25 protein-coding genes and 1 pseudogene are annotated in these 22737 nt (G+C 37.8%); 20 read left to right on the top strand and 6 right to left on the bottom strand.

The window, feature by feature from the left end; genetic code table 11:
- The first annotated feature begins 11 nt into the window (after positions 1-11).
- The 5 genes from LAV82_RS09785 (at position 12) to rpiA (ending at position 3853) form a co-directional block, all read left to right on the top strand.
- Positions 12-287: a PTS sugar transporter subunit IIB gene (locus tag LAV82_RS09785; RefSeq protein WP_013055730.1), complete on the top strand. Its 276-nt coding sequence runs from the start codon at positions 12-14 to the stop codon at positions 285-287.
- 3 nt (positions 288-290) lie between these two features.
- On the top strand, positions 291-1553 hold the full coding sequence (gene ulaA, locus LAV82_RS09780; protein WP_013055731.1) for a PTS ascorbate transporter subunit IIC: 1263 nt from the start codon (positions 291-293) through the stop codon (positions 1551-1553).
- Between the two features lie 67 nt (positions 1554-1620).
- Positions 1621-2379, top strand: a complete 759-nt coding sequence (locus LAV82_RS09775; RefSeq protein ID WP_499716002.1) for a carbon-nitrogen hydrolase family protein — start codon at positions 1621-1623, stop codon at positions 2377-2379.
- A 132-nt stretch (positions 2380-2511) separates the two neighbouring features.
- Complete coding sequence (locus LAV82_RS09770) at positions 2512-3102, top strand: YvcA-related protein (protein WP_499716001.1); 591 nt, start codon at positions 2512-2514, stop codon at positions 3100-3102.
- Positions 3103-3184: 82 nt separating this feature from the next.
- Positions 3185-3853, top strand: a complete 669-nt coding sequence (rpiA, locus tag LAV82_RS09765; RefSeq protein ID WP_499716000.1) for a ribose-5-phosphate isomerase RpiA — start codon at positions 3185-3187, stop codon at positions 3851-3853.
- A gap of 32 nt (positions 3854-3885) precedes the next feature.
- On the opposite strand, the gene LAV82_RS09760 is transcribed toward rpiA, so the two are convergent.
- Entirely contained in the window at positions 3886-4479 is a 594-nt protein-coding gene (locus LAV82_RS09760) for a YdbC family protein (protein WP_013055735.1), read from the bottom strand.
- Between the two features lie 136 nt (positions 4480-4615).
- On the opposite strand from LAV82_RS09760, the gene LAV82_RS09755 reads away from it, so the two are divergent.
- Complete coding sequence (locus LAV82_RS09755; RefSeq protein ID WP_499715998.1) at positions 4616-6547, top strand: hypothetical protein; 1932 nt, start codon at positions 4616-4618, stop codon at positions 6545-6547.
- A 66-nt stretch (positions 6548-6613) separates the two neighbouring features.
- Here LAV82_RS09755 and LAV82_RS09750 read toward each other — a convergent pair whose 3' ends face one another.
- Together LAV82_RS09750 and LAV82_RS09745 are read right to left on the bottom strand one after the other, a co-directional pair.
- Positions 6614-7678 (bottom strand): L,D-transpeptidase family protein, encoded by a 1065-nt coding sequence (locus tag LAV82_RS09750; protein WP_274155979.1) that lies wholly within the window; start codon positions 7676-7678, stop codon positions 6614-6616.
- Positions 7679-8241: 563 nt separating this feature from the next.
- Positions 8242-8916, bottom strand: coding sequence for a class I SAM-dependent methyltransferase (locus LAV82_RS09745; protein WP_499715997.1), 675 nt, complete (start codon positions 8914-8916; stop codon positions 8242-8244).
- A 131-nt stretch (positions 8917-9047) separates the two neighbouring features.
- On the opposite strand from LAV82_RS09745, the gene LAV82_RS09740 reads away from it, so the two are divergent.
- Positions 9048-9917 (top strand): LysR family transcriptional regulator, encoded by an 870-nt coding sequence (locus LAV82_RS09740; protein ID WP_499715996.1) that lies wholly within the window; start codon positions 9048-9050, stop codon positions 9915-9917.
- Positions 9918-9949: 32 nt separating this feature from the next.
- Positions 9950-10303: a DUF4181 domain-containing protein gene (locus LAV82_RS09735; RefSeq protein WP_013055740.1), complete on the top strand. Its 354-nt coding sequence runs from the start codon at positions 9950-9952 to the stop codon at positions 10301-10303.
- Positions 10304-10340: 37 nt separating this feature from the next.
- On the opposite strand, the gene LAV82_RS09730 is transcribed toward LAV82_RS09735, so the two are convergent.
- The 3 genes from LAV82_RS09730 to LAV82_RS09720 all read right to left on the bottom strand — a co-directional run bounded on the left by LAV82_RS09730 (position 10341) and on the right by LAV82_RS09720 (position 13031).
- Complete coding sequence (locus LAV82_RS09730) at positions 10341-11273, bottom strand: aldo/keto reductase (RefSeq protein WP_025749635.1); 933 nt, start codon at positions 11271-11273, stop codon at positions 10341-10343.
- Between the two features lie 185 nt (positions 11274-11458).
- Positions 11459-12181 (bottom strand): suppressor of fused domain protein, encoded by a 723-nt coding sequence (locus LAV82_RS09725; protein WP_235565481.1) that lies wholly within the window; start codon positions 12179-12181, stop codon positions 11459-11461.
- A gap of 139 nt (positions 12182-12320) precedes the next feature.
- Positions 12321-13031, bottom strand: a complete 711-nt coding sequence (locus LAV82_RS09720) for a M50 family metallopeptidase (protein ID WP_053486909.1) — start codon at positions 13029-13031, stop codon at positions 12321-12323.
- Positions 13032-13234: 203 nt separating this feature from the next.
- Here LAV82_RS09720 and LAV82_RS09715 point away from each other — a divergent pair, with 203 nt between their 5' ends.
- The 12 genes and pseudogenes from LAV82_RS09715 (at position 13235) to LAV82_RS09660 (ending at position 22645) form a co-directional block, all read left to right on the top strand.
- A complete protein-coding gene (locus LAV82_RS09715) occupies positions 13235-14434 on the top strand; it encodes an amidase (protein ID WP_211078473.1) in 1200 nt (399 codons plus the stop codon).
- Positions 14431-15315 (top strand): fumarylacetoacetate hydrolase family protein, encoded by an 885-nt coding sequence (locus LAV82_RS09710; protein ID WP_211078474.1) that lies wholly within the window; start codon positions 14431-14433, stop codon positions 15313-15315. The genes LAV82_RS09715 and LAV82_RS09710 overlap by 4 nt, the downstream gene beginning before the upstream one ends.
- A 198-nt stretch (positions 15316-15513) precedes the next feature.
- Entirely contained in the window at positions 15514-16494 is a 981-nt protein-coding gene (galE, locus tag LAV82_RS09705) for a UDP-glucose 4-epimerase GalE (RefSeq protein WP_013055746.1), read from the top strand.
- Between the two features lie 229 nt (positions 16495-16723).
- Positions 16724-16906 carry a DUF3973 domain-containing protein gene (locus LAV82_RS09700; RefSeq protein ID WP_013055747.1) on the top strand — a complete coding sequence of 61 codons (183 nt, stop codon included), beginning with the start codon at positions 16724-16726 and terminating at the stop codon, positions 16904-16906.
- A 205-nt stretch (positions 16907-17111) separates the two neighbouring features.
- Complete coding sequence (locus LAV82_RS09695; RefSeq protein ID WP_211078475.1) at positions 17112-17501, top strand: PepSY domain-containing protein; 390 nt, start codon at positions 17112-17114, stop codon at positions 17499-17501.
- A 258-nt stretch (positions 17502-17759) separates the two neighbouring features.
- Positions 17760-18449, top strand: coding sequence for a YvcA-related protein (locus LAV82_RS09690; protein ID WP_211078476.1), 690 nt, complete (start codon positions 17760-17762; stop codon positions 18447-18449).
- Complete coding sequence (locus LAV82_RS09685; RefSeq protein WP_244856605.1) at positions 18442-19347, top strand: DUF6792 domain-containing protein; 906 nt, start codon at positions 18442-18444, stop codon at positions 19345-19347. The genes LAV82_RS09690 and LAV82_RS09685 overlap by 8 nt, the downstream gene beginning before the upstream one ends.
- Before the next feature lie 72 nt (positions 19348-19419).
- Positions 19420-20043, top strand: coding sequence for a hypothetical protein (locus LAV82_RS09680; protein ID WP_244856606.1), 624 nt, complete (start codon positions 19420-19422; stop codon positions 20041-20043).
- Complete coding sequence (locus LAV82_RS09675; RefSeq protein WP_499715995.1) at positions 20044-20406, top strand: hypothetical protein; 363 nt, start codon at positions 20044-20046, stop codon at positions 20404-20406.
- Between the two features lie 106 nt (positions 20407-20512).
- A pseudogene (locus tag LAV82_RS09670) lies at positions 20513-21190 on the top strand (YvcA-related protein).
- A 239-nt stretch (positions 21191-21429) separates the two neighbouring features.
- On the top strand, positions 21430-21657 hold the full coding sequence (locus tag LAV82_RS09665; RefSeq protein WP_211078478.1) for a hypothetical protein: 228 nt from the start codon (positions 21430-21432) through the stop codon (positions 21655-21657).
- 214 nt (positions 21658-21871) lie between these two features.
- A complete protein-coding gene (locus tag LAV82_RS09660; RefSeq protein WP_211078479.1) occupies positions 21872-22645 on the top strand; it encodes an EAL domain-containing protein in 774 nt (257 codons plus the stop codon).
- Positions 22646-22737 lie beyond the last annotated feature (92 nt).

Below are 22737 nucleotides of genomic sequence, written 5' to 3'. Positions count from 1 at the left end.
AGAGATAAAAAATGAAAAAGATTTTAGTTGTATGCGGAAACGGTTTAGGAAGCAGTTTTATTGTGGAAATGAATGTAAAGAAAATTTTAGTAGAGCTTGGTGTTGAAGCACAGGTATCTCATACGGATTTAACAACTAGTAAAACGGAGCAGGCAGATATCTATTTAGGATCTGCAGATATTGTAAATCAATTGGATGATGGCACTCGCACGGTCGTGGCACTGCAAAACATTTTAAATCAAGCGGAAATTAAAGGAGCACTGCAAAAATACTTCGTGGAGGCGTAAGCCATGTTTGATTTAATTATGAAAGATATATTAGGAACACCGGCTATTCTAGTAGGGTTGTTTGCGCTCATCGGTTTGTTGCTTCAAAAGAAAAAAAGTGCAGATATTGTATCAGGCACGTTAAAAACAATTATGGGTTTTCTTATATTAGGAGCAGGAGCTAACATATTAATTGCTTCACTTGAAGCATTTGGGAAAATGTTTAATAAAGCGTTTTCCGTTGAAGGGATCATTCCTAATAATGAAGCAATTGTAGCTGTAGCTCAACAAACGTTTGGTACAGAAACAGCGATGATTATGCTTTTAGGTATGATTGTAAATATCATTATCGCGCGCATCACGAAATTTAAGTATATCTTTTTAACTGGGCATCACACCATGTTTATGGCTTGTTTGATTGCAGCAATTTTATCTACCGGCGGGTTAACGGGAGCACCTTTGGTTTTGATCGGTGCACTATTATTAGGTATTTTAATGGTTTTATTTCCTGCACTGCTTCAGCCGTATGTGCGTGAAATTACAGGGTCAAACGATATTGCCGTTGGTCATTTTGGTTCCTTAGGCTATTTAGTAGCAGGATTTATCGGCAAGCGAGTAGGAAATCGCGAAAAAACAACAGAAGAAATTAAAGTTCCTCAATCCTTAGGATTTCTTCGGGATACATCTGTTTCTGTCTCACTGACCATGACCGTTTTATTTATTGTTGTTGCACTTTTTGCAGGTCCTGCATTTATCGAAACAAAATTAAGCGGGGGTCAAAACTTTATTGTGTACTCGCTAATTCAAGCAATCACCTTTGCAGCAGGAGTATATGTCGTGCTGGCGGGTGTTCGTATGCTTTTAGCAGAAATTGTACCAGCATTTAAAGGAATTGCTGACAAAGCGGTACCAAATGCCATTCCAGCTCTAGATTGTCCAACGGTGTTTCCGTTTGCTCCTAACGCAGTGGTCATTGGATTCTTTTCAAGCTTTATCGCAGGTCTCATTTCAATGTTCTTTTTGCCTCTATTTGGTCTAAGTATTATCGTGCCAGGCCTCGTTCCGCACTTTTTTACGGGAGCAGCTGCTGGAGTATTTGGAAATGCGACGGGGGGAAGAAGAGGAGCGGTGGTCGGGTCATTTGCCAATGGAATCTTAATTAGTTTTTTACCGGCTATTTTACTGCCTGTTCTCGCGTCGTTAGGTTTTAAAGGCACAACATTTGGAGATTCGGACTTTAGTGCGGTAGGTATTCTTCTTAGCATGCTAATTAAATTATTTACGTAAAGATAAAAAACTCATGTTACGCTAGTAGCATGAGTTTTTTATGATATTGGAAGTGGAGGAGCAATGAATGAAAATTGGGTTAGCGCAAGTGAGATTTCCAAAGTCAGCCGCAGAGGGTGTAGAAACGGTAGAAAATTGTATGAAACAAGCAGCAGAAGAAGGATGTAACCTTGTATGTTTTCCAGAATCAATTGTGCCGGGACTTAGAGGAGTTGGTTTTGAAGTTGAGACATACAATCACGAAATTCAACAAAATACGCTTTATAAAGTTAAGTTGTTTGCCAAACAGTTAAAGCTCAACGTAATTTTACCACTGGAGTGGCGCGACGAACTTGGTATGCATTTAACTGCTTTTGTAATTGATGAAAATGGAAAAGAATTAGGGTATCAAACTAAAAATCAAATTGATCCAGCAGAAGATCAATTTGGTTACAAGCCTGGAAATAGCCGCCAGTTGTTTGAAATAAACGGCGTGAAATTCGGTATTGTTATTTGCCATGAGGGATGGCGCTATCCTGAAACTGTCCGATGGGCTGCTGTAAGAGGAGCAAGCATTGTGTTTCATCCACAGTTTACTGGTGAAGTACCAGATCCGAAGTTTTATGATTATGCAATGATTGCAAGAAGTACGGAGAATGGTATTTACTTTGCAAGCGTGAATTATGCCTTAGAGAACCAAAAAAGCACGACTTCTCTTCTTTCTCCAAAGGGTGAATGTTTGATAAAAGCGAAAGCTGAAAAGCAAGAACTACTAACGTATACGATAGAGCCCGGTGAGGCTAACCGGCTGTTAGCTCAGCGTCTGTTATCAAATTTACTATTGTAAAAAAGTTTATTTTCTCTAGTTAAATTAGCATGTGCGCTCTTATAACCCTTTGGTTATTTCTCCTTATGACGATATAAACGTCAATATGGTATTATCAAAAGTTAAAGGGATATTAAAAGGTGTGTGGAAACAATGGATCGAAAAAAAGTCGCATCAGTAGCTGGAGCATTGGTTATTGCCGTAGGAATTTGGCTATTTCAAAGCGGGAAATTTAAAAGTGAAGCGCAGGCAGATAAGTTTACGAGTACATTTTTGGTCGATCATGAACAAACAGACAATGGATTTGAATTATTTACTTCGGATACCAATCAATATAGGATGTGGTTTCCGCTTCAGTATGTTATTCATAAATCTTCTTATAAAAGCAGTGAAGATGAAAGTGAAGTATGGACAGCATCAACGAAGGAAAATGATTCATACAATGCTGGGAAAATAACGGCTTTATTTTCTAAGAAAAAAAGCAAAGCAGCTCAAAATAAAATGGATGCGTTTCAGCCTGATTACATGTTAAAAGGTAAAAATGCAACGATTTATGTGAAAAAACAAACAAGAGATGGAAAGTATAGCATTTATCATGCTTATGTGAATGATGATTATTCAGATAAGTATATTTACTATACGTTTGAACTAAAAAGCAGCGAACAGACAAACAGTACAAAACAGCAGTATTGGGTAGAAAAAATTCTTCTAAATACACAGTTTCAAAAAAACTCAGCTCAATAGTCAGCTGAGTTTTTTCGTAAGGGTTCATAATACTTTTGCTTTTTTATGTAAACGGGTACAATATGAGTAAGGAGGCCTTTGTATGATTGAAAAACAAGCAGTTGGTGAAAAAGCAGCACAATTTGTGGAAGATGGAATGATTGTAGGGCTAGGGACAGGTTCAACAGCTTATTATACAATTGTAAAACTAGGTGAACGAGTAAAAAATGGATTAAACATCAAAGCGGTTCCTACTTCTCAAAAAACAGAAGAGCTGGCAAGGAAACTAGGTATTCCCATTGTTACCTTAGCGGATGTTGAATATATTGATATAGCAATTGACGGTGCGGATGAAGTGGATAGCGAACTTTCTTTAATTAAAGGAGGGGGAGGCGCGCTGCTTCGAGAAAAAATGATTGCGTACGCAGCGAAGCGGTTTATCGTGATTGCAGATTCTAAGAAAATAGTGAAGACGCTAGGAGCTTTTCCTCTTCCTGTTGAAGTTATACGTTTTGGCTGGGAAATGACTGCGAAGCACATTCGCAGTGCAGGTTGTGTACCGCAGCTTAGGCTTTTAGATGATCATACGCCGTTTATCACCGATAACGGAAATTACATTCTAGACTGCCATTTTTCAGAAATTGAAAATCCTGCTGAGTTGGAAAAGCAGCTGATAAGGATCCCAGGCGTAGTAGAAAGCGGTTTGTTTGTAGGAATGACGGAGGAAGTTATTACCGTACAAAACCAAGATGTTTATATCATAAAAAAATAGAAGCTTTGGCGTCGGGCCTAGGCTTCTATTTTTTAATTGGAAAGAACGTTCCAATTTTTCTCTAATTGATATATGTATTGAGACGCGTTCAGTACATTTGGATGAACAAAGGTATCAATTGTTTTTTGCGGACAAGCAGATCCGTATAATGAAAAAATGACAAGCTTGCTATGCTCGATTGGTGATACAACGTGAGATAAACAGCGATAAGAAGGATTTATCAAGCTTTTTACCATCTCATGGATATCTTCTTTGTCGTAAAAATCGACTTCAATTTCCGTCTTTACTAAATAACGGCTTTCAATGGCGCTGCTTCGATAATAATTGTAGCGTGCTCCTATGAAGTAGGACGGATCTGATGTTGAAACGTCCAAATTCGTATATGTTTGATCCTGCTTGCTTTTATAAAAAATAGAATCATGAGTATGCTTCATGAATTCTTGATAAGTTGTTCCATCTTCCCACAGAGCTAGAATACAAGCATCTGTTTCATCTTCCACGTTCCAACCCCCTAATTGGCCAATGAAACCATTCACGTGTGCAAGAGCAGCCCAATGCTGTTGCGTATATGAAAAAGATGCTTTTTTATCAGTCGGTATGCTGCATTTCACAATTTTTGTCAACATTCTCCCATCACCTCAATTAATTACTTCGATAAATGAAGGAAAAATCCTTCTAAAAAGAGGAAAATCATAGACATATCCCCCCTTTAAAAGCCATACATTTCAAATAGGACAATGTTAGGGAAAGAAGGGGAAATGAATGAAAGTTTTTCGTGCAAAAGCCTGTCAATCTCCTATGCGAAAAGGCTGGTCAATTATGTTTCAGCATCCGTTTAAAAAAGATGAAAGAGGAAGATCGCACCCGTTTGTTAAACGGTTTATGTATACAGAGCAACACGATGAAATTGACATTCTGGTTGAAGAGATGAATGAACTGCTGAGAGTGCAGGATTTTTGGACAAGTACTGCAAAAGGAAGAGCAAAAGCAAGATATGATGAACGAGTAGTGAATGCTTTTTATAACGATATTGAAAAAAGAACGAGCGAACAAATCGACAGCGAGTATGAGTACGTTCATGTAATCGGAGAACAAGGAAGCGGAAAAACAGCCTTAATCCGCCAGCTTCTTGGTATAAAAAAGGAATGTGGCTTTCTAGGAATAGGCAGTAAAGGCGCTTATTCTGTTACGTATAAGGTGAAGGATTCCCAACACTATGAAGCTGTCGTCTCTTTTTTTACGCGAAGTGAAGTGCAAAGGAAATTGGAGAATATCCTACTAAGAAGCGCTGAAGTGTATGCTGAAGGAGGCACGGATTATGACTTGGTCTTTGAGTTGTTACACGGAGATTCCTCTTTTAATCTGCGCGCTCTTTTGGGAGATATCCCATACAAAGCCCGTTATTTTAATGATGATGTTCCTTTAAGAATGAGCGACGAAAATAGTTCATTCAAACAATTTGTAGATGCAATTAAACGAGAAAGTGAAATAGTAAAAGACTCTGTTGATCAAGAAGGAAGAGATTTTGCAGAGGTATGGCACAAGCGGCTTGAATGTAGGAAAATCACCGAGCAAATGCTTCTTGCAATTGAATCCCGGTTGAAAGAATACAATGAAGGAACATGGGAAATAGGAGAAGACGACTGGCCAATATCCTGCCGTCACACAGCAAAAGAGCTGTCTTCCTTTAGTCCGTTAACAAATGAAGAAGAAGAAAATAACGGACGTCTTATTTATCCATTGTTTCGTAGAATTGAAGTTTGCGGCCCTTTTTCTTTTAAAAAAGGAGTAGCGATTTGCGAGCATGCGTGTTTTGAATATACGAGCACCATCCACGATTCTTTTAAAAAAGCAGCTTCTATTTTATACGTACATCATGGGCTTAAAGAATTAGATATTCAATTTCTTCAACAGCTCATCGTACATGGTCACGGTGCTAAGCTAAACGTTTGTGTTACACACGGAGATTTGCTTACCTCTCCAAGCTGCCGTACGGATTATGCTAAAAAACATGCCATGGCTAAAATGATAGATTATGCGCTTAAAAGCGTTTCACCTCTTATGAAAAAGCAGCTTCACTACTATTTAACAGTAGGGAATACGTCTATTTTAGAATGTGTACACGAGGAATTCAAAGAGAGTCACCTTCTGTATAAAGACTTAAAGGCAGCTTTAGTATCAGAAACGAGAAAAAAGCAGCAAGAGCTGCATCCTATTTATTTAAACTTGACTGTCTCTCAGGCTTTTTATGAAGCGATGGAGTCGCTGAACATTCCTTATATGGATAGAGAAACATGTTTGAACATTTCCTTAGGAGAGCATGAAGGGCCCGTGCCAGTCATTGCGTCCGCTTTTATTTCATCTGTCTACGAGCATTTTCTAAGCCAGCCGTCTGGGTGGTCAAGTACCTATCATTCGGTCACCGACCGACAGCAGGTTATTCAAGAATTGGCAGGTGAGTTCGCAACCGTCATTTATTCCTATTTCAACGAACAGTTGCTTGAAAATTTCCGTAATGACTGGCTCGCCCTTTATAAACAAAAAGAAGACGATCAAGCCTACAAATATAGCAGACTAATAGAAAATGTAATTCCTGCCAAAAATGATATCTATCAGCAGCAAATTCTTATGAGAACGGTTTATCAGCAGATTAAGTATGTCGTAGAAAAGAAAGACGGCGTACTGGTTCATTAAGGGGTCAAGGCACGATGTAAAAAAGAGGTTTATCAATAAAAAAACAGAGCCTGAAATCAGGCTCTATTAGCGTTTGGAAATAGCAGTTAAAGTATTAGGTCCGGCAATGCCGTCCACTGCTAGCTTATTGTCTTTTTGAAAATTACGTACAGCAGCTTCTGTATTGGCACCGAAGATACCGTCCGTACCTTTTGTATTATAGCCAATCGCTGTTAATTTCTTTTGAAGAGCTTGAACATTGCTGCCTTTGCTTCCTTTTTTCAGCGTTTGTTTTGTGTTAATTGTTGTATCTGCTGGTGGATTCGTTGGCTTTGGATTTGTTGGGTTTGTTGGTGTCGTCGGATTCGGTTTCGTTCCTGAACTTCCTAAAGCTTTATACGTTGATGGGCCAACAATGCCGTCAGCCGTTAAGCCGTGGTCTTTTTGGAACTTACGAACAGCTGAATCTGTATTGGCACCGAATACACCGTCCGTACCTTTTGTATTATAGCCAAGTGAAGTTAGTTTCTGCTGAAGCTCTTTAACTGCATTTCCTTTGCTGCCTTTCTTTAAAACAGTTCCTGTAGAAGGAGCTGGAGTAGAACCTGAGTTTCCAGAAACGTTGTATCCGTTTGCTGCTGCAATGTCGTTAAATGATTTAGAAGAAGTTGTAATCACAACCGGTGTACCGACGGTCACTTTACTAAATAACCATTCTACTTCTTCATCGTACATACGAACGCATCCGCTGCTTACATATTTGCCGATGGAAGCAGGATTATTATTTCCGTGAATAGCATACGTCGTGCCGTATGTACCTCTAGCATTTAGGCCTAGCCAGCGATTGCCAAGGGGATTTCTAGGATCTCCACCAGGAATGTTCCCTTTGTAATAAGGGCGATTGACGATTTTATTTACTACTTTGAAATGGCCTTCTGGTGTAAGAGACTGCGTGCGTCCTGTTGCTACTGAAAACGTTCGGACAAGTGAACCATTTTGATAATAAGCGAGTTTATTCGTCGCTTTGTTAATGATAATTAAATGAGATGGTGTTGAAGCAGCTTCTGTTTTTGGAACTCCTACAAACAAGCAGGCTAGAGCTAAAATAGCCGCTATGAGTACGATTGCTGTTCTTGATATTCTATTTGCCATGTGCTGCGCCTCCTTAGGCTGCATTAATGAAAAACGTATGATGCGGCAGTGCTATAAATTCTTCACTAATAAAATAAAAGACGAATAGCTGCATTTTCTATACCTGTATGTATGGGCTTAATAAGGAAATCATTAAGTAGAAAGACTTTACTAGCGGGAATTTATAATAATAAGAATAACTAAGTTTTTCTTGATTCTTTGTACAATTTTAGGAATATAAGTTTACTAATCTAGCGGATTCACATTTATATAAGCGTCACATCCTTTCCAATTCTTCATTTTTGTGTAAAAAATGAAAGCGTTATACAGATCGTTTTGTAATCATATTGTAACATAGTTGTATTTTTTGTACCATAAAAAGACATAAAATAGTATAAAAATACTTTATATGGGTTTTATGTACAAAAAATTCAAAAGTTCAGGAGAACAAAGCTATTATTAGATATACGAAACTGGAAAAGAAGTATGCGTAGTTTTATGGAAATAGATAAATATTCTTATTCGAATATAGGGAGGGAAAGAGTAAAAAACTACTTGCAAAGAGACAAGTAGTTTTTAAACCATTATTTTTGGGCATACATCACAACAAAATTAAAAAATTTATAGATGCAATCCACCGTGCTGAACCCGCTTGCTGTTAACCAATTTAACTGATCGTGCAAAGTTGCCATTTTATCTAACTTCGTACGTTCATGAGCAGCCTCAATTTGCTCATTAGTTAATCCGCTTGCGGCAATTCTTTCGTTCCAGTCTTTTTTATATAACTCTTCAATAATAGAAGAATGGCCTAATACTTGATCAGCATTAATAAATATTCCTCCTGTATGCAGCAAATCATAAATTTGTTCATACAGCTTGTGTTTTTGTTCGTCTTCTAAATGATGGATAGCAAGTGAAGAAATCACAATATCAAATGAGTGCTCAAATTTGTAGCTTGTTATATCTGATACGATAAATTCTATATGCTGTTCATTTTTAAAGCGCTCCTTTGCTTTTTCAAGCATTTGATCTGAGACGTCAATCAACGTGAAATGCGCATCTGGGTACTTTTCTTTAACAAAAGAAGAAAACAAGCCTGTACCTGCTCCAATATCAAGTATGCGAAGCGGCTTTTTTGAAAAGTGAAGAAGCGAAACGGGAATAGAATAAAAATCAAAAAAGCAAGGAATGAGTTTGCGGCGCTGCTCATCATACTGAGAAGCATGAGCATTAAATTTTTCTTTAACGTTATTTTTCATTTTTACAGCTCCTTTATTTGGTAATATTGAGATACATATATCGTATAGAAGTTTGATAGAAAAGAAAATAAACAAAAATAAGCAGTATTGATTCCAGTTTGTTATGAATAGAAAGAGAGGGAGAGAAGAAAATGGAGATCAAATGGTTAAAAACATTCATCATAGCGGCTTCTTATGAGAATTTCAGACAAGCGTCTGAAGATTTATTTTTAACGCAGCCTGCTGTATCAAAGCATATTCAGCGACTGCAGCAAGAATTAGGAGATGAGCTTTTTGAAAAAAAAGGTAAATACATCGCGCTGACTGAGGCAGGACGCTTTTTTTTGCCTCATGCTCAAAAAATGGTGAGGGCATATGAGGAAGGAGTAGGGAATTTTAAATTATGGAAGCAAGGATATAACCGAAAACTGACTATATCCGCTGCTCCTCAAATAGCAGCATCTGTTTTGCCTAGTTTAATCAAACAATTTGTAGAGAAATATCCCCATATTGAAGTCACGGTTAATATCACAAATTCGTTTCAAGTGGGAAAAGACATCAGCGACAGAAAATCAGATATTGGATTAACAAGAATGCTTCCGGGTCAGGCAGACGTTTCTTATGAGTTAATTCATAAAGAAAAAGCAGTCTTAGTTGCCCCGTTTTCTGCAGGAGCACGTACGGAACAGGAGCTGTTATCTTCCTACCGCCTCCTTACGAATAATCATCCTGTTTATTGGGAAGATTTACTCCTTCAAATCAAGGCTTGTTATCCTCACATTCAGCTGCTTCCTGTGACGCAAGTAGAAATTACAAAGCGCTTTATTGAAGAAGGCCTAGGCGTATCTTATTTGCCATTTTCTATGGTGAAAAAGGAAGTTGAAAATCAAACGTTAAGCGTAATTTCACAGCAAAAAATTATCCCGCCTTCTTCACACACGTATATCGTAACAAAAGGCGAAACAGAAGAAATAAAGCAGTTTAAGCACTTTGTAGCTGAGACCTTAACAGAAACGAGTTGAAATGATACCATAAAAAGGAAGGAGAGATGACGATGTATATATTGATCATGCTAGTAGCAGCAGCAGTCTTAGTAGATTTTATTTTAAGAAAAGTGCTTGATATACCTCGCAGCAAATTTTGGGGTAAATATGAGTATGAAAGTCTAGCTTTAGGACGATGGGATAAATATGTGACGATAGCTTTTGTTCTTTTTCTAGTACTCGATATGATCTTTATGTTTGTCGAGCCTTATATCGTGTCTTGCCTATTTTTAGTTGCGGCTATTTTGCTGAAAGGTATAGATGAATGGAAATATAAACAAGAAACCAAAGAGTACATAACAAGCTTTGTACAGATGGGATTCTTCCTTACGGCTTTTGTTCTATTAACCAGTGGAATTGTATAGAAAAAAGAGCTTTACCTATGGCAAAGCTCTTTTTATATTATTTAAAAATATGATCAATGTCTTTAATTTCGGAAGAAGTGAGCTGAACATCTAATGTTTTTAAGTTATCAAGTACTTGTTCAGCGCGTTTTGCCCCTGGAATTAATACATCAATTGAATCGCGCGTTAAGTACCAAGCCAGAACAAGATGAGCTACTTCTACACCTTTTGCGCTAGAGATTTGACGAAGACGCTCTACTTTTTCTAGATTTTGCTGAAATGCTTCCCCGATAAAATGAGGCATATCTTCGCGCAGGTCATTAAACTTTGTGTTTTTATCGTATTTCCCAGCAAGTAAACCAGCAGCTAGCGGGAAGTATGGAATAAATGAAATGCGGTTTGCAGCCGTATAAGGTAAAATATCGTTTTCTGCTTCTCGCTGAATTAAGTTATATTGGCCTTGTACCACGTCTACATAACCATCTTTATTTGCTTCTTTTAACTGATCTAATGAGAAGTTTGATACGCCAATAGAACGGATCTTACCTTCATCTTTTAGTTCTTTTAACGCACCAACCGCTTCGTCTTTTGGTGTGTTTTTGTCTGGGAAATGAATATAATACAAATCGATATAATCTGTTTGAAGGCGTTTTAAGCTATCTTCAACTGACTGTTTTAAAAACGCAGGAGAGTTGTCTAGCAGTACCTCATCTCCAACAATTTTATGTGCTCCTTTTGTGGCGATAACCGCTTCTTCACGATTTCCACGTTCTTTTAGCACTTCACCAATTAGTTCTTCAGAACGTTTTGGACCATAAATGAACGCTGTATCAAGGAGGTTTATGCCATTATCTAGCGCCTTATGAACAAGGTCTTTGCCGACTTCTTCGTTTAGGTTAGGATATAAGTTATGTCCTCCTACAGCGTTTGTTCCAAGTCCAATAGGATTAACATATAATTCGGATTTTCCAATCTGTACTTTTTCTGCCATGTCTAACGTCCATCTCCTTTTTTATATCTTCTTTTTTACTATAGCAAAATATACCATGAATCAAAAATAGTACGCTCATATCAAAAGCAGCCTTAAAAAAGTATTGGAACTAGAGCTTCATATAAATGACGCTTATATTCTATAGGGCTTTGTCTTCAGCGGCAAAAATAAAAAAAGAACCTCTTTTAAATAAGAGACTCTCTTTTGGTCAGGGTAATATGATAACTTTTTGACAGCTGAAATGTTTCAGCGAGCTGCCTGCGTCCTTGCGCTCCTTGTTCGCGTACATACTCTAATTCGTTTGGTGTAAGAAGCTTCATGCTAATCAGTTTAATAGATTCGTAAGGTAAAGAGAGGCTAGCTGAAACAGAAGGAGACTGAACACCTAGCAATACACCAATTTCTCCATTTTCATTTACAAAATGAGACGGTACGTCCAAATCAGTAAATTCAATTGAAAGAATATCGTGCTTCATGAATAGTTCTAGCATATTAGGATGAGCGGCAGCATTTTGACTCATTTGATAAAGAAGGTCAAATGCCCAGTGATCCTGGATATCAGATAAAGGTCCGCGCAGAGATTCATCATCGCATTCGATATAGAATTCTAATCCTTTTCCTTGCTTTCGGCTCTTTTCTTCGGGGGATTGAAACGGATCGGACAAGCCGTCGCTTGCGAGAATAACCGTCTCTGTTTTTTGAACACGAATAAATGTTTGACGTCCAGATGGCCAAGCAGGTCCGCCAAAAAACATGGGATTTAACAAATGAGTTAATACGTCTCCGTCTACATGTCCAATTGTGTTCCAGTAGTCTTTTCTTTTTGAGATTGATTCCTCAAGAACACGCTCTGCTTCTTTTTCTTGCTTCTTTTGCTTCCACTTTAAAAATAATGACAAGTATCCCACACCTCTTTACGACTTCATAGTACCCAATATATACCTCATTAAGGGAACTCGTAAACCATTATTTAGTGCATGAAAGTAAATTATTCCTTTAAATTATAAAATTCCCAAAGTTTTCTTGGGAGAGCATAGTATTTTGTCTTTAATAAATCAGGTGAAAAATCAAATAAGCCACATACACGGCCTGTGCGAAGAATAACAAACCCCAAAAGCGTGCTGAAAGATGGGTCAGCTGCTTTAAACTCGTAGCGTCACCTGCATCGTTTGGATATTTAATACTTAATACAAAGATAATAAATGCAGAAAATAGAGATTCTACAAGCAACAGCGCACCAACAAACATCATACTGTAGCGCATAAGCTGTGGATCTTGCAGATAATAGATGCCTCCGAGGATCAAACCGATAGAAAAAAGCCACACAATTCCGTATCCGTTACGTACCCAAAGCAGTAAATTAATAACAACAACACTTCCTAACCCGTAAAAAAGCCAATCGTAGTGATGGTGAACGAGCAGGTAGAAAAACAAATAAGCCATTGCTGAGCTGAACGGGTAGCCGGCTAAGGCAATAATGACGCGCGGCAGCCATCCACGGGATCCCGCGTAGGTGGCAGTCACAGCTACACCTTCATTATTGGTGTAAAGCTCAATGCGATTGACGCCTTTTCCGACAATAAGCCCCATCAACGCATGACCATCTTCATGAAACATCGTATTTAAATTTGAAAAATAACGTCCAATATGCCGAAGCAGCTGATTAATGCTAGGAGCAAATGAACCTATAAATGGAATACCTCTTGTTAGCACAAAAGCTAATAAAATAAATAAAAAAAGCGTAGTAGATTGTTCCATCGCGATAGTCCTTTTCGTAAAATGATATGTTTCTACTTTACTCGCAAACGTGCTAAAAGGGAAATAAAACGGCTAGTTTCTCTAGGGAAAGGGAAGCTGGGAGATCTACATAATATTAATGTTAACAGACCTGACACATTCATTGACCAACTTATTCCAAATTTTATATTCTAAACAGATATAAGAAATGAGGAGATGGTTGAATGAAAGATACGTGGAACGCATTTGTAGACAGTGATCTTTACGTACCTCCAACGGGAACGGGAATGTTAAATAACTTGAGTTTTGCGTTAAAAGACGTATTTGATGTACAAGGACATATATCAAGTGCAGGAAATCCGGATTGGCTCGCCACGCATCAGCCTGCAAGCGAACATGCAGACGTAGTAGCTGCTCTTTTAAAAGAAGGAGCTGTACTGAAGGGAGTTACGCACACCGACGAGCTTATGTACGGACTAAATGGTGAAAATGCACATTACGGAACACCTATAAATCCAAAAAGCGCAGATCGAATTCCGGGAGGATCTTCGAGCGGATCAGCGGTTGCTGTCGCAGCGGGAATAACTGATTTTGCGATTGGAACAGATACGGGAGGATCGGTTCGAATTCCTTCAAGCTACTGCGGTATTTTCGGGTATCGTCCTTCTCACGGACGCATTTCTACAAACGGTCTGATTCCACTGGCTCCAAGCTTTGATACAGTTGGTGTAATGGCTAGAGACGGCCACACTCTGCAAAAAGTTGGAGCGGTTTTATTGAATTCAACGTCGCGTGCTAGTGGATTTACACGGCTGTATGTACCAACAGATGTGATGGAACTTGTGGATGAACAAAGCATGCGAGCTCTTGCCCCGTCTATCAACCACGTAATGGAGTCTTTCTCTACTATAGAAGAGATAGCGATTGCTCCTCAGGGTTTTTCTACATATATGGAAACCTTCCGTCTGCTGCAAGGAAAAGAAATCTGGCAAACGCACGGAGAGTGGATTCAAAAAGAAAATCCAACGTTTGGAGAAGACATCGGAAGCCGCTTTCAATGGGCCAGCACTCTTACATTATTAAATATGAATTATATAGAAGAAAAGCGTCGTGAACTTCGCTATTTTATGTACTCACAGCTTGGGGAAGAAGGAATATTAGTACTTCCTACAGCTCCAGGACCAGCGCCTGTAAAAGATGCAAAAGGGCTGGAGTTAGAAAACAGAAGATTGCGAACACTTCAAATGACGTGTATTGCCGGCCTAAGCGGTCTTCCTCAAGTTACGATACCTGCAGGAGAACTAGACGGTTTGCCAATCGGTTTATCTTTTATTGCAGGATACAACCAAGATGAAAAATTATTAAATTGGGTAAAAGAAAACAGCGATCGTATCATTCAAGCATCGGTAAGGAGAGTATCATGAAGTTAGTAAATATAATAGAGCAAGGGAAAGAACAAGCAGCCATTTTAGACAATGACAGCATTCTGCTTATAGAAGATATCAATACTAAATATTTAACAAACTGGTCTACAACAATTTGGGATCTTATTCAATATAAAGAACTTCGCCACCTTGAAACATGGTATGCCCATAATAAATTTGGTATGAACAGCTCTTTTCCCTTACTGCACTTGCAGGGCAGAAAAACAGCTCCTATCATTAGTAATCCGTCGAAATTATTAGGCATTGGGTTTAATTATGCGGCTTCTGAAGAAAAACTAAAAGACTACGACCGTGCCATTGATCCAGTTAGTTTTTTAAAACCCGCGACCACCATTATTGGACCAGATGACAGCATTCGTATTCCAAAGCAGTCCTACAAAACAACGGCTGAAGCAGAACTAGCGGTGGTAATCGGCGAAACGTGTAAGGATATAGAGCCAGATGAAGCCATAAACGTAATTGCTGGTTATACGTCAGCAATTGACGTAACCGCAGCTGATATTCATGCGGCGAATCATCGCTACTTAATGCGAGCGAAAAGCTTTGATACATTTTGCAGTATAGGCTCAGAATTTATCACAAAAGAAAGTATATCAAACGTGAAATCACTTCAAGTGCGCACATTGCTAAACGCAAACGTACAGCATGAAAATACAGTATCTAATATGATTTACGACATCGCATACTGTGTTTCATTTTTCTCAAAAGTCATGACGCTGCATCCAGGTGATATCATCCTCACCGGAACGCCGGGACCGGCTGTTATTGAAGACGGGGACTGTATTGAATGTCAGATTGAAGGGATGCTTTCATTAAAAAATAAAGTAAAAGATATGAAGAAAGTGCCTCAGCAAATCTAAGAAGAAAACCCGTTGCTTACACGCGCGGGTTTTTAAGTAGAAACGAATATCTTCACACTCAGTTCACAATTAGTAGATATACTAATTAAAAGATAGCATTTGCGTTATCATATACTGAAAAATGAAATATTTACAAATGGAAAAGAAACGGGTACGATATCTGTAGCGACACTTAATAAAAAGGAGCTGACTGACAATATGATTTTAGTCATCGGAGGAGCAGGCTATATCGGAAGCCACCTAGTAAAAGAATTAGTGAAAACAAATGAAGTTGTGGTACTTGATAATCTATCAACGGGTCATCGCTGGGCAATCGATGAAAAAGCGGTATTCGTAGAAGGAAATCTAGGTAATGAGAAAGATTTAGAAAGCGTATTCACGAATCATAAAATTGATGCTGTCATGCATTTTGCTGCTAATAGTTTAGTAGGGGAGTCAGTAACAGATCCTCTTAAATATTATCAAAACAACGTAGCTGCGACGTTAACCCTTTTACAAACGATGATGAAGCACAATGTGAAAAAGTTTATTTTTTCATCTACTGCTGCTACATATGGGATTCCTTCTGTAGATATCATTACAGAAGATACGGCAACAAACCCAATTAATCCGTACGGACGTTCAAAGTTAATGATTGAACAGATTTTAGCTGACTTTGCAAGTGCTTACGATATGGAATATGTGGTGCTTCGTTACTTCAACGCAGCGGGTGCTTACGAAACAGCAGAAATTGGCGAGTGCCATGATCCTGAAACGCACTTAATTCCAATTATTCTTCAGCACCTGCTTGGTGAACGTGAAAACATCTCTGTATTCGGTTCAGACTACGATACTGAAGACGGAACGTGCATCCGTGACTACATTCACGTAACGGACCTAGCAAATGCTCATATCTCAGCGCTTCAAGCCCTGTTAGACGGCACGAAGAAAACAGCAACGTACAATCTTGGAAACGGCCTTGGCTACTCTGTAAAAGAAGTGATCGAAACGTGTGAAAAAGTAACGGGTAAAAAAGCGAATGTCGTTATGGCAGACCGTCGCGCTGGAGATCCGGCACGCCTAGTTGCATCTTCTGATAAAATTCACGCAGAATTAGGCTGGAAAGCGCAAATTTCATTAGAAAAAATCATCGCATCAGCTTGGAACTGGCATCAAAACAGCGCAAAAGTAACAAATTAACAAAAAGGCCTCTTTTTTCTTTGAAAGAGGTTTTTTTGTTACGATTAAACTGATTTATGTTCTAAATAATCATTTTGAAAAGCCAGCGGTTTAGCCCATGGACAAGCCTTCTCCTTTTCGGACATTTTCCCTAAACAAGCACGACTTTTGTTCTTTTCCATATGATGTAGGTAAATATACCATTCAAAACTACCCCCGTTTATAAAATAGTCCGCAAGGAGGTTATGATATGTATTACTGTGTAAGATGCTCCAAATTTCATGACGAACAGGAAAAAGAAAACATCTTTCAAAATGGTTTTTACATTGATCCCTATTTGCTTCAAAAAGTTCATCTGGGCATGTGCGTACACAAATCCCCATCAATCAAACAAATGAGAGCCGTAGAACGATTCGAAACGAAAAAGATGTAGAATTCACATTCACCAATAAGAAGCTAGATCTAATCAGGTCTAGTTTTTTCAGTGAATAACAGCTTTCTTCAGCTATCTTTCATGTAATATTAAGATAAATTTAAGACAAGCCCGCTATACTAGTTAGTAGACGTATACATAGGATATGGTACGTTAAGAAATTGAAACAGCAGTCCGTTTTATAAACTAGAAAGGATGGCGTCAAATGATTTCTGAAAAACGATCTCTTTTGTTGAAAGAACAAGCAAAGCTTCTCGCATTAAAAGAATATAAAGGCATTGTCAAATCCATATCGCTGAGTAAAATACTCACTCTTCCTATTTATATAGTAGACATCCTTACGTTAAACGGAGAAGAGCACAAAGTAAAAATTAACGCCCAAACCGGCAGTATTTTGAAAGAAAAAACGATTCCTTTAACTAAAAGCCGTGCAAAAGCATACGCCTTAAGACAGCATAAAGGCATTATCGAATCGGTTGTTCTTGTCAACAAGCAATACGAAATTGTGATTCTTGGACTTGACGGAAAAAACCACAGCGTAAAGATTGATGCTGAAATTGATGTGCTGGCACAAGAAGAGCGAAGCGTTCAGTAAACGTCCTATATTATGTAATCACCCTCACTTTGTTGAAAGTGGGGTTTTTTTTATTGAGAGAAATCATTCATAAAGGTAACAATAATAAAACAAGAAACGATTATTTATTTAAAAGAAAGGGTAAGTGAAAGTAAAAAATAACCACTTCCTAATTATGGTTCTTTGATTCGTTCTGCTTATGACTCTCCCATTATAAGTATGATAGTATCGAACATGTATAAAACATAGATTATAACATAACTAAAAGGGTGTGCGACAATGAAAAAACGTACGAAGACCATTATTGCAGTCATTGCAGGAGCTGCTATTTTAATAGGAGGAATATGGATGATAAACGAAAGCCGATACCCAAACGTCCCTGCTTTTGATGATCACTTTACGCGTGAATTCTTAAACAAAGATAAAAAAGTGGACGACGGGTTTTATGAGTTTAAGTCGAAGACCGGGCAGTATACGATGTGGTTTCCGGAGGAGTATCAGCTTATAAAGGAGAACGAGGAAGATTATGTAATAAATGATAATTCTTATGAAAGATGGATAGCGAAAGATGTTAATAACAAAGCTGGAGATACGGGGGAAGATTATATCGAAGTAACATTTTCAAATGCAAGAAAGGCTGAAAATGAATCATTTACTGTAGAAAATATGTTTAAAGAACAGCTAAATACCACTAAACCTAATAATTTTGAAACTTCTAGTACCAGGATCTACTATGATTCAGCTTATACATATTTTAAAGGAACACAAGAAGTAGTAAAGCATAACAGCAAAGAACATGCTCCAAACACATATATAGCATATATAGTTGATAAAAAATCCAATAATGCAATTGAATTATGGTTTGATAAAAGTAAAGGAAGCCAAAAGAATAATGAAGTAACAGAAAAAAAATGGTTGCTAACAATATTAAAAAATATCAGATTCCGTGAGGGCAATGAAAATGAGTAAAAAACCCGTGTTGGACAATAATTTAAGAAATAAGATTACCCAACTTGAGTATACGGGGTTAGCCGGTAAGGAAAAAGAAATTAAGGAAATATACAAGGAAACTACAGGGAAAGAACCTCCAAATTTTGAGATTTATAGTAGTAAAGAAATGGGTATTGGAGAAAATTCAGGGTTCGATGGTGCCGCTGTCCACTTTTATGACAAAAAAAATCACATTAACGAAGTATATTATATCTTTAGAGGAACGGAACCTTCTAAAGATTTTGGAGATGTCGTGTATGACGCATTAGGAATTGGAAGCGGAGAGAGAAATAATCAAGTTCAAGATGCAAAAGTTATGTATGAGGAAGTTGAGAAAAAAATTAAAAGCTCAAATTCAAAAATAAAAAGGTATGGGGATGGTCATTCTTTAGGGGGACATCTGATAGTGACCCTTGGACTTATAACTAAGAATTTTGTAAACATAAGAGGCTTAAATGATGCTCCAGTTAATGTCAAGCAGTTGCAAAGGTTAGATAGGAAATTTGCGAATTATGTAGAACAACAAACTGGTAAAAGAAATGGAGTGTCTTCAAAAAAATTAGTAGTTTTAGCCAACACCTACTATAAAAAGCAGAAAGCTACCATCAGTCATACCTGGGTAAAAGGTGAACCTATGCATGCGCAATCTTTCCCTGGCAGTTGGTATGTAGGTAATAAAGTAACCATGCTTGGAGATATGGATACAGAAGAAATGATTAATATTGGAGAATATCCTCTGAAAAGGTTAGCAAAATGGAACTTATTTTTAAAACTTGACGAAGTCAGATATAACTCTGGAGTATCCAATATAATTGGAGGATTATCTTTGGCAAACGCCCATGTAGACGACAGTGTGCTTCTCAATATTCCATCATAGGTTGATGACGTTAAGGAAAAGCCGCTTAAGCATCTTCCGGGGATTGTACTAGGAACAGAAGGCGCATTTTTCTTGACAAAACAGGCGATAAAAAGTCCTGGAGTTTTAGTGCAAGGGATTAAAGGAATATCTCAAAGAGACCAAGCAAAACTGCACGGAATTAATTACGTCGTCAAATACACAGAAGCTAATGCTATGAAGACATATTATCAGGTTTTTGATTCAGGATCTCAGGAAGAAATCTTGCTAGATTATGAACAAATGAAGAAGTTTGTTTATTACTGTGCTAATGCCATCAAAGACAAAGAAGCAAACTTAAATGCACTGAAGCAGTATTTACATAGTGAAATTGATGAAGTCTTCGAAGCTAAGAAGAAAAAGTTAAAAATGAAAATATCCAGAGAAGAAGCTTCTCCCCAGTCATTTATGGAAAAGGCAGATAAAGACGGAGCTACTCTCGCTTGGTTTGGACAAAAGCGTGTGGCTGAAAAAGTGACGTTTGACAAAACGTTTGATCCGCTAGACGATAGTGTATTTACCCCTGTTGAAGAGATTATTTCTTCTATTCAAGAGGAAGTTACATACTATCAAAAGTTTCTTGAAGCGTTCTTCCAAAATTTCGAGAAGATGATGGAAGCAGACGAATCGGTAGCTTCAGATATTAAAAGTATGAAAGAAGTAGTAGGGGGGATTTAATTGTTTGATTTCGATTTTACACACACAGGAACAACGAGCGGTAAATACACGTTTGAATTTGATGGTGATGACTTCAAAGACGAGCAGGCAAAAAGGATTAAAGAGTTAATTAAAAAGGATCAAGAAGTGAATGAAAAGCTTTGGCATGCTAAAAGCTATTTAGAAAACCAAACGGGTGAGTTTGCGGATGCGGTTAAAAGTAAATTAGAAGCAGCTGAGCGGGGATATACGCTAAGGGCTCAGCAGTATGATACTGGAGCATTTCAGCATATTATGAGTTTTATGCATTCTGTTAAAGATATGCATAAGAGAGAGTACGAAATTCGATATAAAGAATCAATGAATGAAAGTGAACTAACATAAGGAATACTGCTATTCCTCAGACAGTGGTCTGAGGGATTTTTATATGTTGAACAATTTACATTAAGTCCCATTTGTTTCAAAAGAATAATAAAGGGAGTGTATGACCATGAAAAAACGTATAAAGCCCCTCCCTGCAATCATTGTAGCAGCAGCTATTTTAATAGGAGGAATATGGCTGATAAACGAAAGCCGCTACCCCAACGTTCCAGCTTTTGATGATCACTTCACACGTAAATTCTTGAACAAAGATAAAAAAGTAGATGATGGGTTTTATGAGTTTAAATCAAAGACAGGGCAGTATACGATGTGGTTTCCAGAGGAGTATCAAGTTTTGCATAAAAAGAGAGAGGATTATGCTATCAATAATGATTCTTACGAGAGCTGGTGGGCTGTTTACAATGAAGAAGTTGAAGGTAAAACACAAGCGAATTATATAAAAACTGAGTTTTTAACCAGTAATCCTGCAGATGAGAGTATTCACGTTGAGGCTTTATTTAAGAGAAGATTTGGATTAAGTGTTCCTAATAAGATTGAAAACTCACAGACGAGGATTTACTACCAATCAGCTTATATTTATTTCAAAGGAACAGAAAAGCGTGTAATAGTAGATAAGAAGAAACATATTCCTAATACATACTTGGCATATGTAGCAGATAAGCGTTCTAATAAAATAGTATAGATTTCCTTCGATAGTAGTGATAAATATAAAAGCGGTGATGAAGAAAAAAAGCAAGAATGGTTTTTAAAAATGCTAAAAAATATTCATTTTAACGCGGGGAAATAGTAGGGGATTTATAGAGAAGAAGAGGTAACAAGTTAGATGAAGAAAGTTATAGGAGTTGCTTTAGCTGTTAGTATATTAGCTGTAGGTATAATGTTTTTTGTAATGTTTTATAGGGGCTATTATCGTTAATTTTCCAACTAGCATCTATTTATCAACATGAGCAATTTGTCTATGATTACAAACTAACGATAAGAGGTTATTGTGCTAAGTATCTGGTAAACGTAAATTTCACATATTAGATGCTTCTAGCGATTGATTGGAGGGCAGGCGAAGACTCCTGCGGGAAAAGCGGAACAGGTGAGACCCCGCAGGAGCGTAAGCGACGAGGAGGCTCAGCGGCCGCCCGCGGAAAGCGAAGCCATGCCCGGAAATCAACCGCGGTGTCACAAGCAATCTATGCTAGCTCCTTTATCCAATATATTCATCTTCAGAGGGGGGAGGTACTTATGTCTCAATCTCTTGTTTGAAACATCCTTTACAGCCTATCTATCAAAAGGATAAAAGTCTCTAAAACACTTCTTTGTTGCTATCATAAGCCTCCCGCAAGTCTCAAAATACCTAAATCGCCTAATGGAATATCTTACTTTTAATGGACAATTATCTGTTTTTAGGATATATTTTTATAAGTTTAGGTTATGGAAGAAATAGTATATTGAAAACGAAAGGTGATTAAACGAAAGAATGGATGCTCATGTTTTAAAGGAACTGACGTATGAAGACTTTCAGTTTGTATATCAGCCTATTTATGCGTTGAATTCGTGGGAGACGCTGGGTTTTGAGGCTTTGCTGCGCACAGCTTTCGCAAAAGGGCAAATTGAAGAGTTATTTTCACTGGCAAGACGCCATAATTATTTGTACAAGCTTGATACGATGGCAATTGAAGGGGCTATAAAGAACTTTCCGTTTGAGGTATTGAAATCAGAGGATGTATTTATCAATGTGTTTCCATCTACTCTTCTCCACCCGCATTTCCAACTGTTTTTAACATATCTGTTGAACACCTATAAGAATGCGAAACATCGTATTGTATGGGAGTTAAATGAAACGCTTCATGAAAAGATTTTATGGGAATCTTCAGCTCTTTTTGCCCGAGTAATGAGTTTGAAAGAGGCCGGATTCAAAATTGCGATTGATGATTTTGGAGCAGGGGCTGCAGCGATGAGACAAGTAAGCATGTACGAGCCTCACTATATGAAATTGGACCGAAGCTATGCTGAAGGGCTAGCCGACTGCAAGCAAAAGAAAGATCTGATTGATTTGCTTGTTAACTATTATCCGCATACGAATCTCATTTTAGAAGGCGTTGAACGAGATAAAGATTTAGCCGCAGCGATTTCGTTAAATCTACATGCTGCTCAGGGCTATTTGCTGGGCATGCCGCAGTCGATCTCTTCCTACTTAACTTATAATAAGTACCGCAGTTTATTCAGACAAGAAAGGCTGCTGAACTCTTAAACCATACACTTCACTAAATAGATAATTTATCGTAATATAAGAATAAGTAATTAGACCTATATGCAACGCAGATGTCTTGAATTTTTATAAAA

The organism is Bacillus sp. ILBB4, assembly GCF_035064545.1.
Lineage (GTDB): Bacteria > Bacillota > Bacilli > Bacillales > Bacillaceae_H > Priestia.
This window is presented reverse-complemented; position numbering and strand designations above follow the sequence as displayed.